Source organism: Phytohabitans houttuyneae, assembly GCF_011764425.1.
Taxonomy (GTDB): Bacteria; Actinomycetota; Actinomycetes; order Mycobacteriales; family Micromonosporaceae; genus Phytohabitans; species Phytohabitans houttuyneae.
The window spans coordinates 1,273,972-1,296,283 of sequence record NZ_BLPF01000003.1; the positions used below are offsets into that span (position 1 = coordinate 1,273,972).

Here is a 22,312-nt window from a genome sequence, read left to right on the forward strand (position 1 = left end):
AATGGTGGACACGACTGAGGGGGGCACCGATGCGACTCGACGAGAACGACATCACCGGCGGCAACGGCGGCGGCGAGGGTCCCGCGGACGGCGGCGCGAACCCGCTGGGCCACGACGGCGGTGCCGACGGCGGTGCGGGCGAGGGTCCCGCGGACGGCGGCGCGAACCCGTCGGGCCAGGACGGTGGCGCGGACGGCGGTGCGGGCGAGGGCCCGGCGGACGGCGGGGCCAACCCGGCCGGCCAGGACGGCGGTGCCGACGGCAGCGCCACCGAATACTGATGGACGCCGTGACATCCGGCGACGCGCCGGGCGGGACCTCCCGCCCGGCGCTGTCGCGCTGTGTGGCGGTGGAGCCGGCGAAGTTCGCGGGCGCGTACTGGGGGAGGGCGCCGCTGCTGTCCCGCGCCGCCGAGCTGTCCGGACCGGACGGGTTCCGCGACCTGCTGAGCCCCGCGGACGCGGACGAGCTGCTGAGCCGGCGCGGCCTGCGTACCCCCTTCCTGCGGGTGGCCAAGGACGGCCAGGTGCTGCCGGCGTCGCGGTTCACCGGCGGCGGCGGTGCGGGTGCCGAGGTGCGCGACCAGGTGCTGGACGAGCGGGTGCTGGCGCTCTACGCCGACGGCGCGACGCTGGTGCTGCAGGGGCTGCACCGGATCTGGCCGCCGCTGGAGGAGTTCGCCCGCGAGCTCGGCGGCCAGCTGCGGCAGCCGCTGCAGGTCAACGCGTACCTGACGCCGGCCGCGAGCCAGGGTTTCGCGACGCACTACGACACGCACGACGTGTTCGTGCTGCAGGTCGCCGGCCGCAAGCGGTGGCGCATCCACGAGCCGGTGCTGCGCGACCCCCTCGAACGCCAGGCGTGGGGCGGCCGCGCCGACGAGGTGTCCGCGGTCGCCGAGGGTGCGCCGGCGATCGACGAGGTGCTGGAGCCGGGCGACGCGCTGTACCTGCCGCGCGGGTGGCTGCACAGCGCGCAGGCCCAGGAGGGGCCGACGCTGCACCTGACGGTGGGCATCAAGGCTTTGACGAGGTACGCGCTTGTCGAGGCGCTGCTCGAGCTGGCCGCCGAGGACCCGCGGCTGCGGGCCACGCTGCCGTACGGCGTGGACCTCGCCGACCCGGAGCAGGTCGAGCCCGAGCTGACCGAGACGGTGGAGGCGCTGCGCGACTGGCTGGCCGGCGCCGCGCCGGGCCCGGTCGCCGGACGGCTGCGGGGGCACGTGTACACGCAGGCCCGCCCGGCGCCGATCCGCCCGCTCGCACAGGCGGAGGCGATCGCCGCGCTCGGGCCGGACGACCGCGTGGCACTCCGCGGAGGGGTGCGGTGGCGGCTGGCGCAGGAGGGCGACGACAAGATCACGCTGTACGCGTTCGACCGCACGTTGACGATGCCCGCCGGGTGCGCGCTCGCGCTGCGCGTGCTGCTGGCCGGCGGCGTGTCGAGGGTCGGCGACCTGCCGGGCCTGGACACCGACGAGGACCGCCTGGTCCTGACCCGCCGCCTACTCCGCGAGGCCATAGTCGTCCCCGCTTGAGCGCTCCGCGCTCCGCGGTCTCCCGCGCTCCGCGGTCTCCCGCGCTCCGCGGTCTCCCGCGCTCCGCGGTCTCCCGCGCTCCGCGGTCTCCCGCGCTCCGCGGTCTCCCGCGCTCCGCGGTCTCCCGCGCTCCGCGGTCTCCCGCGCTCCGCGGTCTCCCGCGCTCCGCGGTCTCCCGCGCTGGCGCGCGGTCCTCGCGCTCTGCGCGGGCCTGCCTCGTGCGGGCCTGCCTCGTGCGGTTGATCAGGGAGTTGGTTGGGCGTGTTGCCGGCGTGCCGCTCCACCGGCTCCCTGATCAACGCGCCATGAGTGGTCGCCTAGCCTCCTAGGATGCCTTAGAGGGTGTGGGGGCACACCCACCCGGGTCACAGGCCGAAGAGGGCGCGGCAGGCGTCCAGGCCGCCGACCGTCGCGGGCGGGTGGGGCCGTTCGCGCCAGCGTTCCACGGTCAGCCGCAGGCGGTCGGAGACGACCGCTTGGCCGTCGCGGGCGTCGACGGAGATGCCGTCGGGCTCGTAGCCGAGCTTGCGCGACACGCCCAGCGACGCGTGGTTGTCCTGGAACGCGCCGGTCAGCGCGGCCGTCGCGCCGAGGTGGTCGAACGCGAGCGTGAGCAGGCCGGCGCGTGCCTCCGTGCCGTAGCCCTGCCCGTGGTGCGCGACGCCGAGCCAGGACCAGGTCGAGACCTGCCGGATCACCGGGAAGTCCCAGCCGTGCAGCGTGACCAGGCCGATCGGCGTCCCCTCGCGGAAGACGCCCAGCCCCAGCCGCCACTCCGCGACGTCCCAGGTGGCGAGGTACTGCCAGTGGTCGCGCAGGACGGTCCGCGCCCGGTCGGCGGGGGAGCCCACGGTCCACGGCGACATGAACGGCCGCTCGCCGGGTCGGTGCACGCCCCCGCCGGCCAGCTCGGCCAGTGCGGCGATCTCCTCCTCGCGGGGCAGGCGTAGCTGGAGGCGGGGTGTGGTGACGGTGAGGGCGTATAGCGGCCAAAGATCGACGAGCACGCACCGCATCCTGTCGTGCCGGTAATGCCCGCGCCACCGAGTTACGGCCGCACCACCGGGCTACGCCCTGCCCGCGCCGTGTGCCCGCGCCGCCAGCGTGTCCGCCCACGAAGTCCCTGATCAACCGAGCCGGGCCGCGCCGCCGGGCTGAGCCAGGGGCGGACGCGCCCGCCCGAACCAAAGGCCGCGCCGGTCGAACCAAAGGCCGCGCCGGTCGAACCAAAGGCCGCGCCGGACCGCGCTACGCCAGCAGGAAGAGCGCGACCGTCGTCGCCACGCCGGTCGCGAGCACCACCGTGATCGTGGTGGCGTCGAGCGCCACATGCCTGCGGTCGGCGACCACCCGGGCCGGCCACAGGCCCACGAATGGCGCCACCAGCGTCACCACCAGCGCCAGCACCGGCATGCCGACCGCGAGGTCGCCGCCGTACTTACGGCCGGCCCACAGCGCGGCCTCGCGGAGGGCGAAGGCGAGCGCGGCGCCGAGGGCGCTGAGCACCACCAGCGTCGGGAACGCGCGCTGCGGCATCCGCCCCGGCCGCCAGGTCACGTCGAGCAGCTTGGAGGCGGCCTCGATCATCTGGTGCGGGTTGTACTCCTCGCCGCCGAGGGGCGCGACCGGCGGCGGCGGTCCGCCGTAGCGGGCGGCGGTGGCGCCGAGGCGGCGTTCGGTGGAGCGCCACACCTCCTCGGCCTCGGCGTCGACCCGGTCGACGAGCTCGGTCGCCTCGTCCAGCGCCTCCTGCGCGTTCTCGACGGCCGCGGTGGCCTCGTCGACGGCGCGGGTGGCGGCGGCGACCTGCCGCTCGTACCACTCGTCGGCCTCGGCGCGCTGCGCGTCGACGCCGGCGTAGGTGTCGGCCAGCCGGGTGATCGCCTCCTGGTAGCTCACGGCGTTCCTCCCGCGGGACGGCTCATCGGCTCAGTCCGTACGGGATGACGACCTCCGGGATGCGGTGGCGGGCGCGGTCGAAGAAGAGGGCGCGCCACGGCCGGGGGTACCAGGCGGGGCCGCCCTGCTGCGGGAAGAAGCCGGTCAGGTCGGAGCCCTGCACGTCCAGCGCGACCCAGGCACCGATCGCGTCGGTGCGGGAGCCGGGGCCGCCGAGGTCGTCGCGCAGGCGGTTGACCCCGCGCCACCAGCCGAGCACGTGGGTGCGGCGCTCCGGGCCGGTGTTGAGCAGGCGGCGCAGGTGGTCGTGGCCGGTGCGGGCGCCGGTCTTCACGGCGAGGCGGGACGCGGCGGCGTCGGCGGCGAAGATGATCAGGTAATGCGGGCGGGAGCCGTCCGGTTCGATCGAGGGAAGAAGGGCGGCGAGGCCTTCCGTGTCGTACCAGCCGGTGTCCGCGGGCAGGTCGAGCCGCAGCGAGGCGGCGGTGGCGGCCGCGTCCGGGTCGAGGCAGGCGACGGAGAACCGGGCGTCGCCGTCGGCGTGCTGGCGGGCCAGGGAGCGGGCGGCGGCGGCGAGCACCGCGCACGCCTCGTCGACGCGGGTGCCGAGCACGGCCAGGTTGCGGCCGGGCGAGCGGGTCAGCGGCATGCGGGCGGAGCGCGCCTGCACGTCGATCGACTCGCCGAGCAGCACCACCGGGTCGGCCGCGCCGGGCGTGAGCTTGCCGAAGTCGGGCGCCTCGGCCAGGCGCGGCACCGCGTCGCCGTCGAAGAGGCGGGGCGGGCCGAGCCACGTCGGGCGGTCCTGCCACAGCCGGTGCTGCAAATCGCTCCACACGCGACGGTCGCTCGCCGCGGGGATGCGTACGACCCGGTTGGCGTCCGGCGCGCCGGAGTCGGCGTTGACCACCGCGTGGTGGCGGGGGAGCGTCTCGGCGGCGAGGTTGGCCTCGTGCAGGATGCGGCGGGCCTTGGGCAGCGCGATCCGGAGCGTGAACTGGGCGACCAGCGCCGGCCGGCCCCACAGCGCCTCGATGCCGGAGACGTCCTGCGAGGCGAGGATCAGGTGGATGCCCTGTGAGCGGCCGCGGCGGGCCAGGTCCTCCAGCAGGGTCGCCGCCTCCTGAGCGAGGGCGTCGCGGCCGGTGAGCAGGATCTGGAACTCGTCGATCACCGCGACGATCCGCGGCCAGTGCCCTTCGGGGTCCTCGTGGCGCAGCTCGGAGAGCTTGGTGACCTCGTGCTCCTTGGCCGCGTCGGCCCGGCGGCGCAGCTCGCCGCCGAGGAAGCGCATCAGGGCCAGCCCGAACTCGCGGTCGGTGTTGACGTTGACGCCGACCAGCCGTACGTGCGGCAGCCAGCTCGGGTCCCGCTTCCCGGGCGCGAACCGGGCGAACGACACGCCCTCCTTGAAGTCGAGCAGGTAGAAGGCGAGCTCGTCGGGGGAGTAGCGGGCGGCGAGGGCGCCCATCCACGCGTAGATGAGGTTGGTCTTGCCGGTGCCGGACGGGCCGGCGATCAGCGCGTGCGGCGGGTAGTCGGCGAGCGTGACCTCGACCTCGCGCCCCTCCGGGCTGAGGCCGACCGGTGCGGTGAGGCCGGCGGCCGAGTGCTCGGTCCAGGTGAGCTCGGGGATGAGGTCGCGGAACACTGCCGGTGTCGGGCCCATCGAGACCCGGTCGGCGATCCGCCGGCAGGTGGTGGTGACCAGCTCGGCGGGGGGCGGCGGGTCGAGGTGGACGGGCAGCGGCCCGCAGCCGGAGATCTCCGCGCGGTCGCCGTCGATGTGGACGACCTGCACGGTCCGGTGCGCGGCGACGGTGATGCCGCGGACGATCAGGTGTACGCCGCAGGCCGCGCCGGTGCGCAGGATGCGGTCGAGCTGGGCCCGCTCGTGGCGGGACGGCTCGTCGCCGCCGAGCAGCACCGCGACCCGCCACGGCTCGGGGCGGCGGCCGGTCTCGGCGGCCATCTCGGCCAGGGAGGCGTAGTCGCCGGCCAGCACGGTCTCGTTGATCCGCCGGACGTGGTCGACGAGCCCGTCCAGCAGCGGGGTGAGCCCGCCCGGCCCGACGAACGTCAGCAGCCCGGCCGGGGCCAGCGGCGCGAAGCCGGCCAGCCCTCCGCCGAGGCGCTCCGGGTCGTACCCGGTGATCTCGATCTGGCCGGGCGCGGCGCGGCCGAGAGCGCGCAGCAGGAGCCCGGCCACGACGGCGTCGCCGCCGACCTGGACGTTGTCGACGAGAGCGACATGCCCGCGGTCCAGGAGGGGCACGAGCGCCGGCGCGGTACCGGCGCGCGGGACGCGCACCTCGCCGACCCGCAACAGGTCCGGCGGCTCGGCGCGGGCCGCGGGGGTGGGGTGCCACTGCTCCCACACCGCGCCGGCGGCGCCGGGCGCGCGCATCGACGCGGCGAGCGCGGCCTTGCGGGTGAGGTCGGCGAGCGTGGCGGTGTGCCGCTCGTCCAGGTCGGCGAGGCGGCGGTCGCGTTCGGCGGCGGCGCGGGCGGGGCGCTGCGCGGCCGCCTGCCGCACCCGGTCCAGCCGGCCCTGGGCGGCCGCGAGGTCCGCTTTCGCCTCCTCCTGGCGCAGGCGGGCGGCGACGCGGGCACGCGACAGGTACGTGCGGATCGTCTCGACGACCGACGTCCGGACGTCAGGCATGGGTCTCCGCGGAGGGCACCGGCTCGGGTGCCGCCGGGTCGAGCGAGTCCGGGTCGCGGTCGAGCAGCCGCAGCAGGATGCCGGCGACGACGCTGCCGGTCACCGCGAAGTCGGCCGGGTGCGGCGGCGGCTTGTCCTCGCCGTCGTCCTTCTTGCGCTCGACCGGCACGCGGCAGATGCGCCGCAGCTGGATGTCGAGGATCTCCGGGGGCAGGCCGGGCAGCAGCTGCTTGACCCGCGGCTCGACCTGCTTGGTCAGCGGCTCCAGGTCCTCGGCGCGGGGCTGGTGGCGCAGCAGGTCACCGGCGAGCCGGTGCAGCACCGGCGGGGTGATCGCGGACAGGCCGAGCCCGACCGGCGCCTCGACCGCGCCGAGCTCGCGGTGCAGCTTGTCGCGGTCCTCGGCGCGTACCCCCTTGGCAACCCGGCGCAGCAGGTCGGGGCCATCGGTGGCCGCCGAGTCGTCGCGGGCGGTGGGGCTGCCGTGGCCGGTCAGCGCGGCGACCCGCTCCGACCACCACCGCCCGAGCGGGGGCGGCTCGGCGCCGTCGGGTGCCGGACCCGCCGGCCGCCCACCCTCCGGCTCCTCCAGGGCGGTGCGCCAGGAGCCGTCCGGGCCCGCGGCGCCGTCGTGGCTGAGGCCGATCGAGGTGAGGTACGCCAGCAGCGCGTCCTGGGTCACCCGCAGCGCCTGCACGGCCTGCTCGGCGTGCTCCATCGCGCCGGCCAGCCGGGGCACGCCGAGCGGGTCGACCGACTCCTGCCGGACCCACATGAGCAGCTCGCCAGCCGCGCGCAGCTTTTCGACCGCGACCGCCACCAGGCCGACCGGTAGGTCGTCCGACGTCGCGCGGACCTGGGCGCCGAGCTCCTGAACCAGGGACATGGCGGTGCCGCTAGAGGGCGGCGGAGTACTGCTGCGCCTGCTCCACGGCGGCCATCGTGGCGGCGAGGCACTCCTCCAGCTCCTGCGTGGCCTGCTGCAGCGACGCGTGCGCGGTGCTGACGGCGTCGTGACCGCTGCCGTCGAGCGCGACCGCGAGGCTCTGCTGCGCCTCGGCCAGCTTTTCGCCGGCCGCGTGCACGGCGGCCTGACCCTCGCTCACCTGTTGGATCGCGGCATCGATGGCCGACTTGACCTCGGCGACGCTGGCCACGGCGGAACCTCCTGGGGGGCGGGGGAGGACGCTATTCCATCACGGTAAACCGGATGCCCGCTTCGCGGCCCCCTACCGTTTTGCCGCTCAGCGCGAATGAACGACTACGCTGCGCCGATAATGGCGCGGTGCGTCGCACGCCCTGTGTGATCGTTGCGCACGTGATCGGCCTGCGGCCCGGCGGCGGTGGTGGCGCCGCGTACACGCGCCCGCCGCCGGCCGGGGACGCGAATGAGAATGAGTGACCACGCTCAGTAGGCGGGGCTGAGCGCGCGCGGGCCCCGGACCTCGGCGCCCAGCGCCTGCACGCGGCCGCGCAGGCCGCGGTCGGCGGTCACGACGACGGTACGGCCGAGGGGCGCGGCGGCGACGAGGTCGACGATGGCGTCGTCACCCGATCCGGGTGCGGCCACCACGCGTACCCCGTCGACGGAGGTGACGCCGCGCGCCTTGCCCTCGACGACGAGCACCACCTCCAGCGGGCCGGGCAGGTCCGACAGGCCGGTGACGGCGAGCGGGACCAGCGCGTCGCGCAGCCGCTGGGCCGCGCCGGCACGGTCGCGCCACCAGCCGTCGGGGCGCGAGCCGATCACGTTCGCCGCGTCGACGACCAGGAGCGTCACGGCTCGACGCTCGGTGCCTCCAGGCCCAGCGCCGCCAGCAGGTCCTGCCGCTCGGCGCGGGTCGCCTCCTCGCGGGCCAGCAGCCCGGCGTACTCGGCGAGGGCGGCCGCGTCCGGCGCGCCGTCGAAGCCCTCGATGAACCGCGCCATGTCGCGTACCGCCCCGGTGTGCGCCTCGGCCGCGCGCCGCAGCCGCCGCAGAACGTCGTCGTCATCCACCCGCCCTTGATATCCGATCCCGGGGTGTGGCACACGGGTTTGGCGCGGTCGCCTTCCGGCAAACCTGCTCGGTGGGACGATGGAACCCTTGGGGGTGATCTTGTGGCGGACATACGCGACCCGGCCCTGGACCGCTTCGCGCGGTGGTGGGACGGCGAGGCCGACGACGACGAGCGGGCCACGATCAAGGCGGCGGTGGCGGGCAGCTACCAGATTCCGCTGGCGCTGGCGACCCGCCTGTCCGAGCTCGGCGCGCTGGTCACGCTGCCGAGCACGACCGACAGTGCGGATCCTCGGCTGCCCGACGCGTACGCCGACTACGCGATCTCCCATCCCAGATAGGAACCGGGACGGGCGCGGCATCTTACGGCTGCGCGCCCGCCCCGGCGGCGGTGTCGAGGGCTCTACGGGTTGCTGAAGCCGAGCGTGTAGCTGCCCGACCCGCTGTAGGCGTGCACGCGGTACCGGTAGTAGCCGGCCGTGCCGCTGTAGCTGAGCGTCTCGTCGGGGTTCGGCGTGGTGCCGCTGGCGACGTTCGCCCAGGCGCTGCCGTTCCACTTCTGCAGGTACACGTCGAAGTCCACACCGGACGGCCCGTCGAGGCAGGCGCGGTGCGTGCCGGAGGCGGACGAGTAGTAGTAGCTGCCGTCCGGCTGGTACACGCTGGCGCCGCTGCTCAGCGAGCCGGTGCGGGTCAGCTCGTACCCGGTGCACCCGGTCGGCGGCGGCTCACCCGGGCCACCTCCGCTGGTGGTGAGCGTGAGGCCGTACACGGACAGGATCTCGTTGACCGGCTGGAAGTACGTGGTGCCGCCGGAGCTGCAGTTGCCGGAGCCGCCCGAGGTGACACCCTGCGCCTGCTGGCCGGACAGCCACGAGCCGCCCGAGTCGCCCGGCTCGGCGCACGCGTTGGTGCGGGTCAGGCCGGTGACGGTGCCCTGCGGGTAGTTCACCGTGGAGTTCTTGGCCTGCACGGTGCCGCACCGCCACCCGGTGGTGGAGCCGGAGCGGCAGATCGACGCGCCCACGGCCGCCTCGGTGGAGCCGGCGACGGTGACGTTGCCGCCCGCGTAGTTGTTCACCCACGGCTGCGGCGTCCAGTTGGAGTTGACCTGTACCCAGGCGTAGTCGTTGCCGGGGAAGGACGAGCCGCGGAAGGTGCCCTGCGCGACCTGGTTGTACCCCTGCGTCGCGGTGCCGGTCGTGCCGCAGTGGCCGGCGGTGACGAAGCCGCCCGACACCGAGAAGCCGACCGAGCAGCGCCCGCCCATGTAGTACGCGTCGCCGCCGCGCACGTCGTACAGGGGGACGGGGTTCTCGGCGGTGGCGACGACCCGTACCGCGTCGGACTTGGCGGTGCCGGCGAAGGCGCGGGCCGCGGCGCCGTCGCCGCGGGCGAGGACAACGACGGTGTTGGTGGCGACGTCCACGTACCAGCCGGGCACCGAGGCGGCGGGCGCCTTGGCCGCGTTGCGGTCCAGGGTGGACTTGACCGCGTCGAGCTGTGCCGCGCTGCGGGTGACCACCTTCGCGGTGGCGCCGGCTGCGGTGACCTTCGCGGCGTGCGCCTTGCCGGTGACCGCGACGACCAGCGTGGTGGCGCCGGCGTCCAGGTACGCGCCGCCGTACGCGGCGCCGAGGTCCTTGCGCAGCCGCGCGTCGGTGCGGCTGGCGTCGTCCTCACGGGCCAGCCTGGCCCGCGCCTCGTCCGCGGTGAGGCCGAGGTCGCGTTGCAGGGCGGCGAGCATCTGCGCCGAGGCGGCGCCGCCGGCGGGGGTGTGCCGGGGCCGGGTGCGGCCGACGCGGGGCGGCCGGCAGCGCGACGGCGCCCACGGGCAGCAGCACCGCGGCCGCCAGCATGGCGAGTCTTCGTTTCATCGGAGGCACTCCTGGGGGTAGAGGAGGTGTTACGGCGGGACCCTAACGGCCGTTTAATAGATCTCGGCAGATACCAGGTGGGTAATACCGCGCCGTACCCTCCGCTCTCGCAGGAGGCCGGGTTGTGGTCCGGGAGGTCAGATACCGGGGGAGGTCAGATACCGGGGAGGTCAGGTGGGGGCGACCTGCTGGGCGCCGAACGGGGATTGTTGTCGAGCCAGCTCTGGTAGAGGGGGTTGCGGCCGACCATGTCCTCGTACGCGGCGACCGCGTGGCCGAGCACGTCGTCGGCGAACTTGGCCGCCAGGGCCTCGGGGTGCCAGCCCAGCAGCAGCCGCCAGCGCAGGGGAGCGCTGGCGAGCGGTCGGATCACGAGGCCGCTGACCGGGCGGAACGTGGCCTGGCACAGCGCCACCGCCTCACCCGACTCGACCATGTCGATGCACCCGCGGATGTCCGTCTCGTACACCTTGCGGGGCGTGAACCCGGAGCGCGCGCACGCCGCGGCGAAACAGTCGCCGAAGCATCCGTCGCCGGGCGCGGCCACCCACTGGGCCTCCGACAGGTCGGCCAGGTCGACCTCGTCGCAGGTGGCGAGCGGGTGCGCGGTGGGCAGCATGACGAACACCGCGTCCACCGAGACCACGCGCCAGGCCAGGCCGTGTGCCGCCGAGGGCGCGGCGTCGCCGCAGACCCCCACGAGTACGTAGTCGAGCCGCCCGCCGAGCACCATCTGGGCCAGCTCGTCCGCGTACCAGGAGGCGTAGGTGCTGATCTGCGCCTCCGGCTGCGCCGCCGCCAGCCGGTGCACCAGGCCGCCGACGATCGGGCTGTTGGCCCCGCCGACCCGGTAGCGGGTCATCACGTCCCCCGTGCCGGCGAGCCGGGCCGCCTCGTCCTGCAGCCCTTTCATCGCCGGCAGCAACACCCGGGCCCGGGCCAGCACGAGCTCGCCGAGGGCCGTCGGGCGCGCACCACGCCGGTCGCGCTCGAAGAGCGGGCCGCCGAGGGTGCGTTCAATGCGCTGGAGCTGTGCCGTGAGTGCCGGTTGTGCCAGCCCCAGCTGCGAGGCAGCCTTCGTAACGCTGCCTGTCTCCGCGATCGCGACGACCACCTTGAGGTGCCGCAACTCCAGGTTCATAGCGTGACGGTAGGACCAACGTGGGATCCTCGGAAGACCTTCGGCTTGTGAAAGCTCACCCAAACGCCAGGTGGACTGTAACCGAATGGTTAACGGGAAGATCAAAAAAGCCGACTGGTGTACCGGCGGGCAAGCGTTTCCTGCCTTGTCGGGCGGCCCGTCACCGCGTCCCGCAGCCGGTCCACGAGCCCGATCGCGGGTTCGGTGAGCTTGTTCCACGGCGTGGCGGCCGGCGCGCCCGGATGCGGCCGCGTGGGGGCGGCCTCCTCGGCGGTCTCGATCCGGTTGCCGAGCCGCACGAGGTCCTCTTCGGACGCCACGGCCGCGAGCCGGTCGAGCAGGTCCGCGGTGGCGTAGGCGTGGCGGCGCAGCCGCTCCTCGCCACCCTCCCCGTCGCGCAGCGCCGCGAGCAGCTCCCGCGTCGCGGCGACCTCCCGGTCGGCGAGGGCGTCACCGCCGGGCACCGCGGCGCGCACCGCCGGGTAGAGGTACTGCGCCTCGGCGGACAGGTGCCGGCTGGCGGTCGCGGTGAGCACGTCGGCGAGGTCGCGCCGGCGGCGGGGCGGCAGGTCCGGCTCGCCCAGCGCGGCGCAGAGCGCGGCGAGCTGGCGGTGCTCGTCGGCGAGCACGTCGGTGGCGGGCCGGCCGGCGGTCGTACCCGGCGTCGGGGGCAGTGGTGGAAGGCCGAGCGTCACGGCTGGAGTGGTACCCGGGGCGCCGCACGCGGAAACTCGCCTGACTTGTGGGGCTTTTGTTAGGACACGCCGCTTAACCATTGCCACCGATGTAACTCACAGATTACCGTCTGCTCACCCCGTGCAACTTGGCCACCCCGCGTCCCGGAGGCTCACCCATGTCACTCCCGCGTCGCATGCTGCCCAGATTCCGTCCACTGCCCGCGCTCGCGGCGGCGCTGGCGGCCACCCTCGCCGCCACGCTGTTCGTCGCCGCGCCGGCTGCCGCCGCCGACCCGTACCCGTCGGCGATGGCGAGCACCGGCGACTCCATCACCCGCGGCTTCAACGCCTGCGGCTTCTACGTCGACTGCACGTCGCGCTCGTTCAGCACCGGCACCGAGGCCGGCGTCAACAGCCACTACCGGCGCATCCTGGCGGCCAACCCGGTCATCAGCGGCCGCAACCACAACGACGCCGAGACCGGCGCCACCGCCTCCGACCTGCCCGCCCAGATCAGCCTCGCGGTCAGCCAGGAGGTCGACTACGTGACCGTGCTGATCGGCGCCAACGACGCCTGCGCCGGCTCCGAGGCGGGGATGACGTCGGTCGCCACGTACCGCGGGCACATCGACACCGCCCTCGCCCGACTCAAGGCCGGCCGCCCCGGCGCCCGCGTGCTCATCATGAGCATCCCGGACATCAAGCGGCTGTGGGAGGTCGGCCGGGGCAACTTCCTGGCCCGCAGCGCCTGGTCGCTGTTCGGCATCTGCCAGTCGATGCTCGCCAACCCCACCTCCACCGCCGCCGCCGACGTGGCCCGCCGCGACCGCGTGCGGCAGCGCGTCATCGACTACAACGCCCAGCTGGCGGCCGCGTGCGCGGCGTACGGCCCGCTGTGCAAGTACGACGGCGGCGCCATCTTCAACTACCGGTTCGTCCTGTCCCAGGTGAGCACGTGGGACTACTTCCACCCGGACACCGACGGCCAGACCGTGCTCGCCTCGGTCAGCTACGCAGCCGGCTTCGCCTGGACCCCGGCCGCCGCCCACTAGGCACCGTCTCCGCACCCCAAAAGACCTGGCGCATATGCCCCGGTCCGCGCCAGCTGCGGACCGCATGCTCCCGCGGGCACCGCGGAGGTCGGCGGCGAGCTTGACGCTCGCCGAGTTCCCCGACCTCCGCTGCCAGGCCCGCGCGACAAGCCCACGCCGCTCCCGCGTGGCGACATCCCGGCTTTGCTGTTTCAAAAGCCCCGCGAGACAACAAGCCCGGGATTATGCCGCGAACCGCTTTCGCTCGCGCCCGCCGTCACGCGGCAGCGTTGATGCTTCGCGCGTCGCCGATAGTCCCATGATCGGCGTCGGGGCCGGCGCGTGAGGGGCGGATCGTGGACGTTCGCTGTCCCCGCACAGGCAGTCCTCGCACAGGCAGTCACCGTCCAAGATCTCCACCCGCAGCCGCCGATCGAGGAACCCCAGCGGTCAGCTGGCAGCGGTGGCCGGCGGCCGCGACGGGTCGTCGGCGGTGGAGAGCGGGGTCGCTCGGCGGGTGCCTGGGCTTTGGCCACGGCGCAGGGTCGAGGCGGCTGCGTGAGTGACAGCCCGGACCAGCGGCGCTTGAGCGCGCGGGGATGGGGGTGTTCCATTCGTCCTGGCGTCCTGGCGTCCTGGCGTCCTGGCGTCCTGGCGTCCTGGCGTCCTGGCGTGCCGGCGTGCCGGCGGGCCGGCGGTGTGGCAGTTGCGACGCAGAGTCCTCGATCGGCGTCGAGGGCGGGCGTGCCGGCTGGCGTCCTGCCGTGCCGGCGATGTGGCATCGCGACGCGGGAGTCCTTGATCGGCGGGCGAGGGCGGGGCGTGCCGGGCGGATCGTGGACGTTTGTGGCCTCTGGAGGGACTCAACAGCCTCTGGAGGGGCAGTCGCCGTCCAAGATCTCGACGCGGGCCGCCGATCAAGAGAAACCACGGAGGGCAGCCGGCAGCGGGTGGTCGGGACGGGTCAGCGGTGATGCGGGCGGGCGGCCCCGTGACTCGGGCTTGGCCACGGCGGAGGGTGTGATGCGGGAGCGACGGTCCAGACCGGCGGCGGCGACCGTGGGGCAGCGGTCCGTGCATCGCCGACGGCTTGTGGCGCGGGTGTCCTTTTGATCGGCGGGCGAGGGCGGGCGTGCCGGCGGATCGTGGACGTTGGTGGCCCAGCAGGGCAGTTCGACCTTCGGAGTTCGTCGTCTGGAGTCCTCTCGCGGTTGCCGCCTCACCCTCCGTGGTCGCCCGGCACAATCTAAGAGCCGCTCCGGCGAATCTTGGCAAGTTTGCGCCGAAATAACGTGCTAACTCACCAAGATTTCGAATCTCACGCCGCCTGCACCTGATCGACGGTCACCGACCGCGACGGCGGTGCCGGACTGCGGGTGGACTCGCGCGCTCCCGCCTCGAAAGATCTGCAGAGGCACGGGTAGGGGACGATCAGACGGGTGGATCTTGCCTGGTCAATGCCTTACCCCGTAAAGCTGGGCACTGCGGCGTGAACACCGTGAGCGGGGAGGACACGGGAGGCTGTCGCACGGCAAGCAATCCGCCGATCAAGGGCAACAGCGGACCAGCCACTACACGTGCAGCAGCGTGCAGGCGACCGGTGACCGGGGTCAGCCCGCCGAGCCGGCGGGCTTGGCCACGGCGGAGGGTGAGGCCGCGGGAGCTACGGTCCGGACCACCGCGGGCGTCGCGGTAGCCCGGAAATTGGATCTTGGGGGTGTGGGGGTGGTGTCGGCGTGGGGCCGCGCGGGCGGGGGCTGGTAAGAAAGGCGGATGAGCACACCGGTCGACGAGGTCGTCGACATCTGCCGCGACCTTCTGCGCATCGATACGACGAACACCGGCGACAACGCCACCAGTGCGGGCGAGCGGGCCGCCGCCGAGTATGTGGCGGCGAAGCTGGACGAGGTGGGCATCGCCTCGACGATCCACGAGTCGGCGCCCGGGCGGGCCAGCGTCGTGGCCCGCATCGAGGGTACGGACCCCGGGCGCGACGCGTTGCTGGTCCATGGGCACCTCGACGTCGTGCCGGCGCAGGCGGACGAGTGGACGGTGCACCCGTTCGGGGGTGAGATCCGCGACGGCTTCCTGTGGGGGCGCGGCGCGATCGACATGAAGGACTTCGACGCGATGGTCCTGGCCGTCGCGCGGGACTGGGCGCGCACCGGGGTGCGGCCGCCGCGGGACATCGTGCTCGCGTTCACGGCGGACGAGGAGGCCGGCGGCGAGTACGGCGCGCACTTCCTCGTCGACAAGCACCGTGACCTGCTCGACGGCTGCACCGAGGCGATCGGCGAGGTGGGCGGCTTCTCGTACACGGTGACCAAGGACCTGCGCCTCTACCTGGTGGAGACCGCCGAGAAGGGGATCAACTGGCTGCGCCTGCACGCCCGCGGGCGCCCCGGGCACGGCTCGATGGTCCACGACGACAACGCGGTCACCGCGCTCGCCGAGGCGGTCGCGCGCGTCGGGCGGCACCGCTTTCCGCTGGTGGTGACGCCGACGGTACGGGCGTTTCTCGCCGAGCTGTCGGACGCGCTCGGCATCGAGCTGGACCCCGACGACCCGGAGTTGGCGATCGGCAAGCTCGGCCCGATCGCCAACATGATCGGCGCGACGCTCCGCAACACCGCCAACCCGACCCGCCTCGAGGCCGGGTACAAGGACAACGTCATCCCCGGGCGCGCGTCGGCCACCATCGACTGCCGCACCCTGCCCGGCCAGGCCGACCTCTTCCTGGAGCAGCTGCGCGAGGTGATCGGCCCCGACGTGGAGATCGAGCACGTGCAGCGGCAGCCGGCGATCGAGACCACGTTCGACGGCGCGCTGGTGGACGCGATGGCGGCCGCGCTGCGGGCCGAGGACCCGGGCGCGCGGCCGGTGCCGTACATGCTCTCCGGCGGCACCGACGCCAAGGCCTTCCAGCGGCTGGGCATCCGCTGCTTCGGGTTCGCACCACTACAGCTGCCACCCGACCTGAACTTTTCCGCGCTGTTCCATGGCATTGACGAGCGGGTGCCGGTCGAGGGACTACAGTTCGGCGTGCGTGTACTCGACCGATTTCTGCGCAACTCCTGATCCACTGTGTCTGACCCGCTGAAGGGACCCTCCTCACCATGACCGACCAGCACGCGGAGCTGGACGCCGCTCTCGAGCGGGTGATCGAAGCCGCGCGCGGCCACCTCGCCGCCGTCAAGGCAGCCGAAGGCCGCATCGATGACGACGACGTCTGGCAGGCGTACGTCACGCTGAACAACGCCTCGTACGAGTACGACGAGCTGCTGCTCGACGCGTTCGGCGAGGTCACACCCTGGGATGTCGAGTCGATCGACCCGGACGAGGCCGACGAGCGGTTCGGCGTGGGCCTGGGCGGCGTCGACGGCAACGAGCCCGAAGACGCGCACCCGCACGTCATCTCGGTGCGGCAGCGCCGCGACTACCGCGTGCCCAGCGTGGCCGCGCTGGTGCGGGTGGCCGAGGCGGCCCGCCGTTCCGGCCTGCCCGAGGACGAGGAGGAGGCCGAGCCGGTCGAGAGCGTCGGCGAGGCGGTGCTGGAGCTGCTGCAGGCCGGCGACGGCTCGCTCGGCGCGCTGGACATCCCCGAGCTGGAGCCCCTCGACGGCGTGGTGATGGTCTCCGAGGTGACCGCACCGCTGGACCTCGAGGCGTTCGGCGAGGAGGACGCGGCCGGCCCGTTCGCCCCCGCCGCGGACGACCGTCTGGTGGGGCGGCTGGACGAGCACCCGTTCATGCCGCTGGACGACGAGGTCGAGCACACGTCGTAGCCACTGTGCGCCGCCGGCGCCCGGCCGCCGCGGGGTCACCCCTGCGCGGTCAGGTGCCGGCGCCGGGGCCCTGGGCTGGCGCGGGGCGGCAGGCTGAGCTGGCCTGGCCCGCTCCACGAGCCCGGCGCCGTGCTTGTGAAGAATCAGTACGAAAGTCCGGGTTGGAGCTCACTCGCCATCCGCCGGCGGCGGAGCACCACCTGTCGGGTGCCGTCGCGGAAAAGCCGCACGCGGGCGAGCTCCCAACCGGAAAACTCGGCCTGAATCGCCAGCTGCGCCGCGGCGGTGAGCCGATCGACATTCGGTGGTAACCGCAGCGGCGCGTACTCGTAGTCCATGCGACCCATCCTGCACACGCGGATGGTGTACCGCTAGGCATCTTTCCTACCGATCCGAGGCGATCCGCGCCGGTCAGTACGAGCTGCCGTCCCGCTCCGGGTAGCCGACCGGGATCGCGGACACGTCGTCCAGCGCCTGGGTGATCTCGGCGGGCAGCTCCATCTCCTCGACCGCGAGCGCGCCGAGCAGCTGGCCGACGGTGCGGGCGCCGAGGATGGGCGCGACCACGCCGGGCCGGTCGCGGACCCAGGCCAGCGCCACCTCCAGCGGCGACACGCCGAGCCCGCCCGCGGCCGTGACCACCGCCTCGACGATGCTGGAGCAGCGCGGCTCCAGGTACGGCGCGACGAACGGCTCGAAGTGCGGCGAGGCCGCCCGCGAGTCGGCGGGGCGCCCGTGCCGGTACTTGCCGGTCAGCACCCCGCGGCCTAGCGGCGACCAGGGCAGCAGCCCCAGCCCGAGGGCGGCGGCCGCCGGGGCGACCTCGCGCTCGACGCCGCGCTCCAGCAGCGAGTACTCCATCTGGGTGGCCACGATCGGCGCCCGCCCGGGAAAGGCGGACTGCCACGTCGCGGCGCGGGCTGTCTGCCAGGCGGAGAAGTTGGACACGCCCACGTACCGCACGCGGCCGCTGGCGACGGCGTGGTCGAGGGCGGTGAGCGTCTCTTCGAGGGGCGTGTCGGTGTCGTACCCGTGCACCTGCCACAGGTCGACGTGGTCGGTGCCGAGCCGGCGCAGGGAGGCGTCGAGGCTGCCCAGCAGGTGCGAGCGGGAGCCGTCGCGGCGGCGGGCGGCGCCCGGCCGCAGGCCGGCCTTGGTGGCGATGACCAGGTCGTCGCGGGCGACCAGCGAGCCGAGCAGCTCGCCGATGACCGACTCGGCCTCTCCGTCGACGTACACGTCGGCGGTGTCGACGAGGTTGCCCCCGGCGTCGAGGAAGCTCTTGAGCTGCGCGGCCGCGTCGTCGGCGTCGGTGTCCCGGCCCCACGTCATGGTGCCGAGCGCGAGCCGGGATACCGCCAGCCCGCTGCGCCCGAGCGGTCGCTGCTGCATGGGTGAACCTTATTCAGTCCCGTGTCCCTGTCCAGAGGCGCGGGCTGATTGCGTAACCTGGTGCGACTCGACGTGCCGGGTGGTGTGGGGGAGAAATGCGGTTAGGACTGACTCTGGGGTACCAGACGGCGTGGACGACGCCCGCCGATCACCTGGCGATGGCGCAGGCCGCCGAGGGCTTGGGGTACTCGGTCGTGTGGGCGGCCGAGGCGTACGGGTCGGACTCGCCCAGCACCCTGGCCTGGATCGCCGGGCAGACCTCCACCATCGACGTGGGCAGCGGGGTCATGCAGATCCCGGCGCGTACGCCGGCCACGACCGCGATGACCGCGGCCACGATCGACTCGCTCTCCGGCGGCCGCTTCCGCCTCGGCCTCGGCGTGTCCGGGCCGCAGGTGTCGGAGGGTGGCACGGTGTGCGCTTCGGCAAGCCGCTGGAGCGCACCCGGGAGTACGTGGAGATCGTCAAGATGGCGATCGCCCGGCAGACCGTCTCCTACGACGGCGCGCACTACACGCTGCCGTTGCCGGACGGGCCGGGCAAGGCGCTCAAGCTCGGCTTCCACCCGCCGCGCTCGCACATCCCGATCTACCTGGCCGCGGTCGGTCCGAAAAACCTCGAGCTGGCCGGTGAGATCGCCGACGGGTGGCTGGCGGTCTTCTTCGCCCCGGACGCGGCCGCCGACCAGCTCGCCGCGATCGCGGCCGGGCGGGCGAAGGCGGGCCTGGACCTCAAGGGCTTCGACGTGGTGCCCAGCGTGCCCGCGGTCGTCGGCGACGACTACGCCTCCTGCGCCGAGCTGGTCCGCTGGTACGCCGCCCTCTACATCGGCGGCATGGGCAGCCGGAAGACCAACTTCTACAACCAGCTCGCCGTCCGCATGGGGTACGAGGCGCAGGCGCGCGAGGTGCAGGACCTGTACCTGGACAAGCGCCACCGGGACGCGGCGGCCGCGGTGCCGCTGGAGTTCATGGACCGCACCTCGCTGCTCGGGCCCAAGGAGCGGATCGCGGACAAGCTCGTGGCGTACGCGGAGGCCGGCGTGACCACGCTGTCCGTGTCCGTCTTCGCCGGCGACGCCGAGACCGGCATCGCCACCCTCCGCACCGTCGCCGAAGCGCTCGAACTGTCGGGGGTGGGCGAGTGACGTGGGTCGAGGCGATCGTCCTCGGGATCGTGCAGGGGCTGACCGAGTTCCTGCCGATCAGCTCGTCGGCCCACCTGCGGATCACGTCGGCGATCTTCTTCAAGGATGACGCGGGCGCGTCGTTCACCGCGGTCACCCAGCTCGGCACCGAGGCGGCCGTCCTGATCTACTTCGCCAAGGACATCTACCGGCTGGCGAAGACGTGGATCGTGGGGCTGTGGGACCGGTCCGTGCGGTCCACGCTGGACTACCGCATGGCCTGGTACGTGATCATCGGCTCGATCCCGATCGGCGTGCTCGGCTTCCTCTTCAAGGACCAGATCCGCTCCGCGGCCCGCAACCTGTACCTGGTCTCCACCACCCTCATCGTGTTCGCGCTGATCCTCGCGTTCGCCGAGTACTGGGGGCGCAAGGTCCGCACGATCGAGCAGTTCACGATGAAGGACGGCATCGTGATGGGCTTCGCGCAGGCGATGGCGCTGGTGCCGGGCGTGTCCCGCTCGGGCGGCGTCGTCACGGCCGGCCTGCTGCTCAACCTGACCCGGGAGACCGCCACCCGCTACTCGTTCCTGCTCGCCATCCCGGCCGTCGTGATGTCCGGCATCTTCTCCATACCGGACGTGTTCGACAAAAGCGGTGAGGGCCTCACCCCGTCGGTCCCCCAGATGGTGGTGGCGACGGTGATCGCGTTCGCGCTGGGGTACGCGTCGATCGCCTGGCTCCTGCGCTTCGTCGCGCACCACACCCTGTACGCGTTCGTCCTGTACCGGGTCGCGCTCGGCAGCCTCGTCCTGTGCCTTCTCGCGGCGGGCACCATCACCGCGACGTAGCCGCCGTAGGGTGGGGAACCGTGGCTACTGTGCTGCTGCTGCGCCACGGGCGCACGACGGCGAACGCGGACGGCGGGCTCGCCGGCCGCCGCCCCGTCGAGCTCGACGAGACCGGCCGGGCGCAGGCCGCCGCCGTCGGGGAGCGGCTGCGGGCGGTGCCGCTGGCCGCCGTCGTCACCAGCCCGCTGATCCGGTGCCGGCAGACGCTCGACATCGCGCTGCCCGGTGCGCCGGTCGCGGTGGAGGAGGGGCTGACCGAGTGCGGGTACGGGGAGTGGGAGGGGCAGCCGCTCAAAAAGCTCGCCAAGGATCCACTGTGGCCGGTGGTGCAGCAGCACCCCAGCGCGGCCGTCTTCCCGGGCGGCGAGGCGATGGCGGCGATGGCGGCGCGGGCCGTCGAGGCGGTCCGGCGGTGGGACGCGCGGGTCACCGGCGAGCACGGGCCGCAGGCGGTATGGCTGGCGTGCAGCCACGGCGACGTGATCAAGGCGATCGTGGCGGACGCGCTCGGCGTACACCTGGATCTTTTTCAGCGGATCGTGGCCGACCCGGCGTCGCTGACCGCGATCAGCTTCACCCCGACGCGGCCGTTCCTGCTGCGCCTCAACGACACCGGGGGCGACCTGGCCGGCCTCGTACCCCCGAAAAGGCGGCGCCCGCGCCGGGCCCGGCCGGGCGACTCCGACGCGACCGTCGGCGGCCGGGCGGGTGGCTGAACGCACTGCACACGGCGACCGGTGTGCGGATAGGGTCTTAGGTATGACCCACCAGGTGCACGCATTCGAGCCGCCGGAGCGGTTCGTCGCCGGGACCGTGGGTCCGCCGGGGGAGCGGACGTTCTTCCTCCAGGCTCGCGGGGGTGGCCGTCTGGTCAGCGTCGCGCTGGAGAAGGTGCAGATGTCGTTGCTGGCCGAAAAGCTGGAGGAGCTGCTCGCCGAGGCGCACCGCCGGTTCGGCGCCGAGCTGCCCGAGGCGCCCGCGGCCCTGTCCGACAACGAGCCGCTCGACACGCCGGTGGACGAGGAGTTCCGGGTGGGCACGCTGGGGCTCGCCTACGACGTCGACACCGCCACCGTGGTCATCGAGGCGATCGCGGCTGGTGAGGCGGAGGTCGAGGTGGAGCTCGGCGGCGACGCGGAGCTCGCCGAGGAGGACGAAGACGAAGAGGACGAGGAGCCCGACGACGACCTCGACCGGCTCCGGGTGCGGCTGACGCCGGCGGCCGCGCGGGCGTTCATCGACCGGGCGCGGCGCGTGCTCGCCGCGGGGCGGCCGCCCTGCCCGCTGTGCGGCCAGCCGCTCGACCCCCGTGGCCACCTCTGCCCCGCCACAACGGCTACCACCGGTAGGAAGCGCCGCCGATGACCAGGCTCGACGTGCAGCCGGTGCTCGACGAGGGAGACGCGCTCCGGCTGCTGCGGCACGGCGAGTTCGAGCTTGAGGGGCGGCTTGTCGACGCGTCCAACACCACGCTGCGGGGGTTTCTCACCCTGGACGGGGTGACCGCCCGCTGCGTGTACAAGCCGGTGCGCGGCGAGCGTCCCCTCTGGGACTTCCCGGACGGCACCCTTGCCGGCCGCGAGGTCTCCGCCTACCTGGTCTCCCGCGCCACCGGCTGGCGCCTCGTCCCGCCGACCGTGCTCCGCGACGGCCCGCTCGGCCCCGGCGCGTGCCAGCTGTGGATCGACGAGCCGGAGGACGGCGAGTCGGTGGTGGGCTTCGTGCCCGCGTTCGAGCTGCCGATCGGCTGGTTCCGGATCGCGTCGGCCCGCGACGACGAGGGCAACGCGTACGCGCTGGCCCACGCCGACGACCCCCGCCTGGCCCGGATGGCCGTCTTCGACGCGGTCATCAACAACGGCGACCGCAAGGGCGGCCACGTGCTGGTCGGCGCGGGCGGCCAGGTGTTCGGCGTCGACCACGGGGTGAGCTTCAACGTCGACGACAAGCTCCGCACCGTCCTGTGGGGCTGGACCCGCGAGCGCCTGCCCGACGAGGCTGTCGACGTGCTGGAGCGGCTGGTGCCCGCGCTGGAGAGCGCGCTGGGCGAGCAGCTGGCCGTGCACCTGACGGCCGCCGAGATCGTCCGGACCCGGGGGCGGGTCACCGATCTGCTGGCGAGTGGGCGCTTCCCCGGCCCGTCCGAGGACTGGCCCGCCGTCCCCTGGCCCCCGATCTAGGCTCGGCCGCGGTCCTCCTGGTCTCCGCCCGCGGAGCGGCGGTGTCGCTTTCGGGTTCGGGAGGGTCGAAAACCGAACGAGATGAGAGCTGCCGCGATGTCCGCGGTGGTCCGGACCGTTGCTCCCGCGGCCTCACCCTCCGCGGCGCGCGA

Annotated in this window: 21 protein-coding genes and 2 pseudogenes; 11 read left to right on the top strand and 12 right to left on the bottom strand. The window is 73.7% G+C overall.

Annotated elements, in window-relative coordinates; translation table 11 throughout:
• Positions 1 to 29: 29 nt before the first annotated feature.
• Positions 30 to 281, top strand: coding sequence for a BatC protein (locus tag Phou_RS40750; protein ID WP_173067949.1), 252 nt, complete (start codon positions 30 to 32; stop codon positions 279 to 281).
• Complete coding sequence (locus Phou_RS40755; RefSeq protein WP_173067952.1) at positions 281 to 1,537, top strand: cupin domain-containing protein; 1,257 nt, start codon at positions 281 to 283, stop codon at positions 1,535 to 1,537. The genes Phou_RS40750 and Phou_RS40755 overlap by 1 nt, the downstream gene beginning before the upstream one ends.
• 365 nt (positions 1,538 to 1,902) lie before the next feature.
• Here Phou_RS40755 and Phou_RS40760 read toward each other — a convergent pair whose 3' ends face one another.
• The 7 genes from Phou_RS40760 to Phou_RS40790 form a co-directional block, all read right to left on the bottom strand.
• Entirely contained in the window at positions 1,903 to 2,553 is a 651-nt protein-coding gene (locus Phou_RS40760) for a GNAT family N-acetyltransferase (protein ID WP_246274303.1), read from the bottom strand.
• Positions 2,554 to 2,785: 232 nt separating this feature from the next.
• Positions 2,786 to 3,436, bottom strand: a complete 651-nt coding sequence (locus tag Phou_RS40765) for an intermediate filament family protein (RefSeq protein ID WP_173067957.1) — start codon at positions 3,434 to 3,436, stop codon at positions 2,786 to 2,788.
• A gap of 22 nt (positions 3,437 to 3,458) precedes the next feature.
• A complete protein-coding gene (locus Phou_RS40770; protein WP_173067960.1) occupies positions 3,459 to 6,101 on the bottom strand; it encodes an FtsK/SpoIIIE domain-containing protein in 2,643 nt (880 codons plus the stop codon).
• The gene (locus Phou_RS40775) at positions 6,094 to 6,987 is read right to left on the bottom strand and encodes a hypothetical protein (protein WP_173067963.1); all 894 of its coding nucleotides are present in this window, start codon (positions 6,985 to 6,987) and stop codon (positions 6,094 to 6,096) included. Before Phou_RS40775 ends, Phou_RS40770 begins: the two co-directional genes overlap by 8 nt.
• Positions 6,988 to 6,997: 10 nt before the next feature.
• Complete coding sequence (locus tag Phou_RS40780; RefSeq protein WP_173067966.1) at positions 6,998 to 7,258, bottom strand: hypothetical protein; 261 nt, start codon at positions 7,256 to 7,258, stop codon at positions 6,998 to 7,000.
• A 251-nt stretch (positions 7,259 to 7,509) separates the two neighbouring features.
• Positions 7,510 to 7,881: a PIN domain-containing protein gene (locus Phou_RS40785; protein ID WP_173067969.1), complete on the bottom strand. Its 372-nt coding sequence runs from the start codon at positions 7,879 to 7,881 to the stop codon at positions 7,510 to 7,512.
• Positions 7,878 to 8,099: a hypothetical protein gene (locus tag Phou_RS40790; RefSeq protein WP_173067972.1), complete on the bottom strand. Its 222-nt coding sequence runs from the start codon at positions 8,097 to 8,099 to the stop codon at positions 7,878 to 7,880. Before Phou_RS40790 ends, Phou_RS40785 begins: the two co-directional genes overlap by 4 nt.
• Positions 8,100 to 8,201: 102 nt before the next feature.
• Between Phou_RS40790 and Phou_RS40795 the strand changes: the two genes are divergently transcribed.
• Positions 8,202 to 8,441, top strand: coding sequence for a hypothetical protein (locus tag Phou_RS40795; RefSeq protein WP_173067975.1), 240 nt, complete (start codon positions 8,202 to 8,204; stop codon positions 8,439 to 8,441).
• A 62-nt stretch (positions 8,442 to 8,503) separates the two neighbouring features.
• Here the strand turns inward: Phou_RS40795 and Phou_RS40800 are convergent, their stop codons facing one another.
• From Phou_RS40800 to Phou_RS40810, 3 genes are all read right to left on the bottom strand, one after another.
• Positions 8,504 to 9,847, bottom strand: coding sequence for a S1 family peptidase (locus tag Phou_RS40800; protein WP_173067978.1), 1,344 nt, complete (start codon positions 9,845 to 9,847; stop codon positions 8,504 to 8,506).
• 284 nt (positions 9,848 to 10,131) lie between these two features.
• Positions 10,132 to 11,118, bottom strand: coding sequence for a LysR family transcriptional regulator (locus Phou_RS40805; protein WP_173067981.1), 987 nt, complete (start codon positions 11,116 to 11,118; stop codon positions 10,132 to 10,134).
• 101 nt (positions 11,119 to 11,219) lie between these two features.
• Positions 11,220 to 11,813 carry a hemerythrin domain-containing protein gene (locus Phou_RS40810; RefSeq protein ID WP_173067985.1) on the bottom strand — a complete coding sequence of 198 codons (594 nt, stop codon included), beginning with the start codon at positions 11,811 to 11,813 and terminating at the stop codon, positions 11,220 to 11,222.
• Positions 11,814 to 11,971: 158 nt separating this feature from the next.
• Here Phou_RS40810 and Phou_RS40815 point away from each other — a divergent pair, with 158 nt between their 5' ends.
• The 3 genes from Phou_RS40815 (at position 11,972) to Phou_RS40825 (ending at position 16,611) form a co-directional block, all read left to right on the top strand.
• The gene (locus tag Phou_RS40815; RefSeq protein ID WP_246274305.1) at positions 11,972 to 12,847 is read left to right on the top strand and encodes a GDSL-type esterase/lipase family protein; all 876 of its coding nucleotides are present in this window, start codon (positions 11,972 to 11,974) and stop codon (positions 12,845 to 12,847) included.
• 1,752 nt (positions 12,848 to 14,599) lie between these two features.
• Positions 14,600 to 15,904 (top strand): M20/M25/M40 family metallo-hydrolase, encoded by a 1,305-nt coding sequence (locus tag Phou_RS40820; protein ID WP_173067988.1) that lies wholly within the window; start codon positions 14,600 to 14,602, stop codon positions 15,902 to 15,904.
• A gap of 38 nt (positions 15,905 to 15,942) precedes the next feature.
• Positions 15,943 to 16,611: a hypothetical protein gene (locus Phou_RS40825; protein WP_173067991.1), complete on the top strand. Its 669-nt coding sequence runs from the start codon at positions 15,943 to 15,945 to the stop codon at positions 16,609 to 16,611.
• A 143-nt stretch (positions 16,612 to 16,754) separates the two neighbouring features.
• Here Phou_RS40825 and Phou_RS40830 read toward each other — a convergent pair whose 3' ends face one another.
• Positions 16,755 to 16,949, bottom strand: coding sequence for a DUF5703 family protein (locus tag Phou_RS40830; protein ID WP_173067994.1), 195 nt, complete (start codon positions 16,947 to 16,949; stop codon positions 16,755 to 16,757).
• 73 nt (positions 16,950 to 17,022) lie between these two features.
• Positions 17,023 to 18,003, bottom strand: coding sequence for an aldo/keto reductase (locus tag Phou_RS40835; RefSeq protein WP_173067997.1), 981 nt, complete (start codon positions 18,001 to 18,003; stop codon positions 17,023 to 17,025).
• Between the two features lie 95 nt (positions 18,004 to 18,098).
• Here Phou_RS40835 and Phou_RS40840 point away from each other — a divergent pair.
• The 5 genes and pseudogenes from Phou_RS40840 (at position 18,099) to Phou_RS40860 (ending at position 22,160) form a co-directional block, all read left to right on the top strand.
• Positions 18,099 to 19,150 (top strand): annotated as a pseudogene (locus tag Phou_RS40840) (LLM class F420-dependent oxidoreductase).
• Positions 19,147 to 19,980 carry an undecaprenyl-diphosphate phosphatase gene (locus Phou_RS40845; RefSeq protein ID WP_173068000.1) on the top strand — a complete coding sequence of 278 codons (834 nt, stop codon included), beginning with the start codon at positions 19,147 to 19,149 and terminating at the stop codon, positions 19,978 to 19,980. The pseudogene Phou_RS40840 and the gene Phou_RS40845 overlap by 4 nt, the downstream one beginning before the upstream one ends.
• A gap of 20 nt (positions 19,981 to 20,000) precedes the next feature.
• A complete protein-coding gene (locus Phou_RS40850; RefSeq protein ID WP_173068003.1) occupies positions 20,001 to 20,696 on the top strand; it encodes an MSMEG_4193 family putative phosphomutase in 696 nt (231 codons plus the stop codon).
• Between the two features lie 43 nt (positions 20,697 to 20,739).
• Positions 20,740 to 21,329: pseudogene (locus Phou_RS40855) on the top strand (DUF3090 domain-containing protein).
• Between the two features lie 12 nt (positions 21,330 to 21,341).
• A complete protein-coding gene (locus tag Phou_RS40860) occupies positions 21,342 to 22,160 on the top strand; it encodes an SCO1664 family protein (RefSeq protein ID WP_173068006.1) in 819 nt (272 codons plus the stop codon).
• Positions 22,161 to 22,312 lie beyond the last annotated feature (152 nt).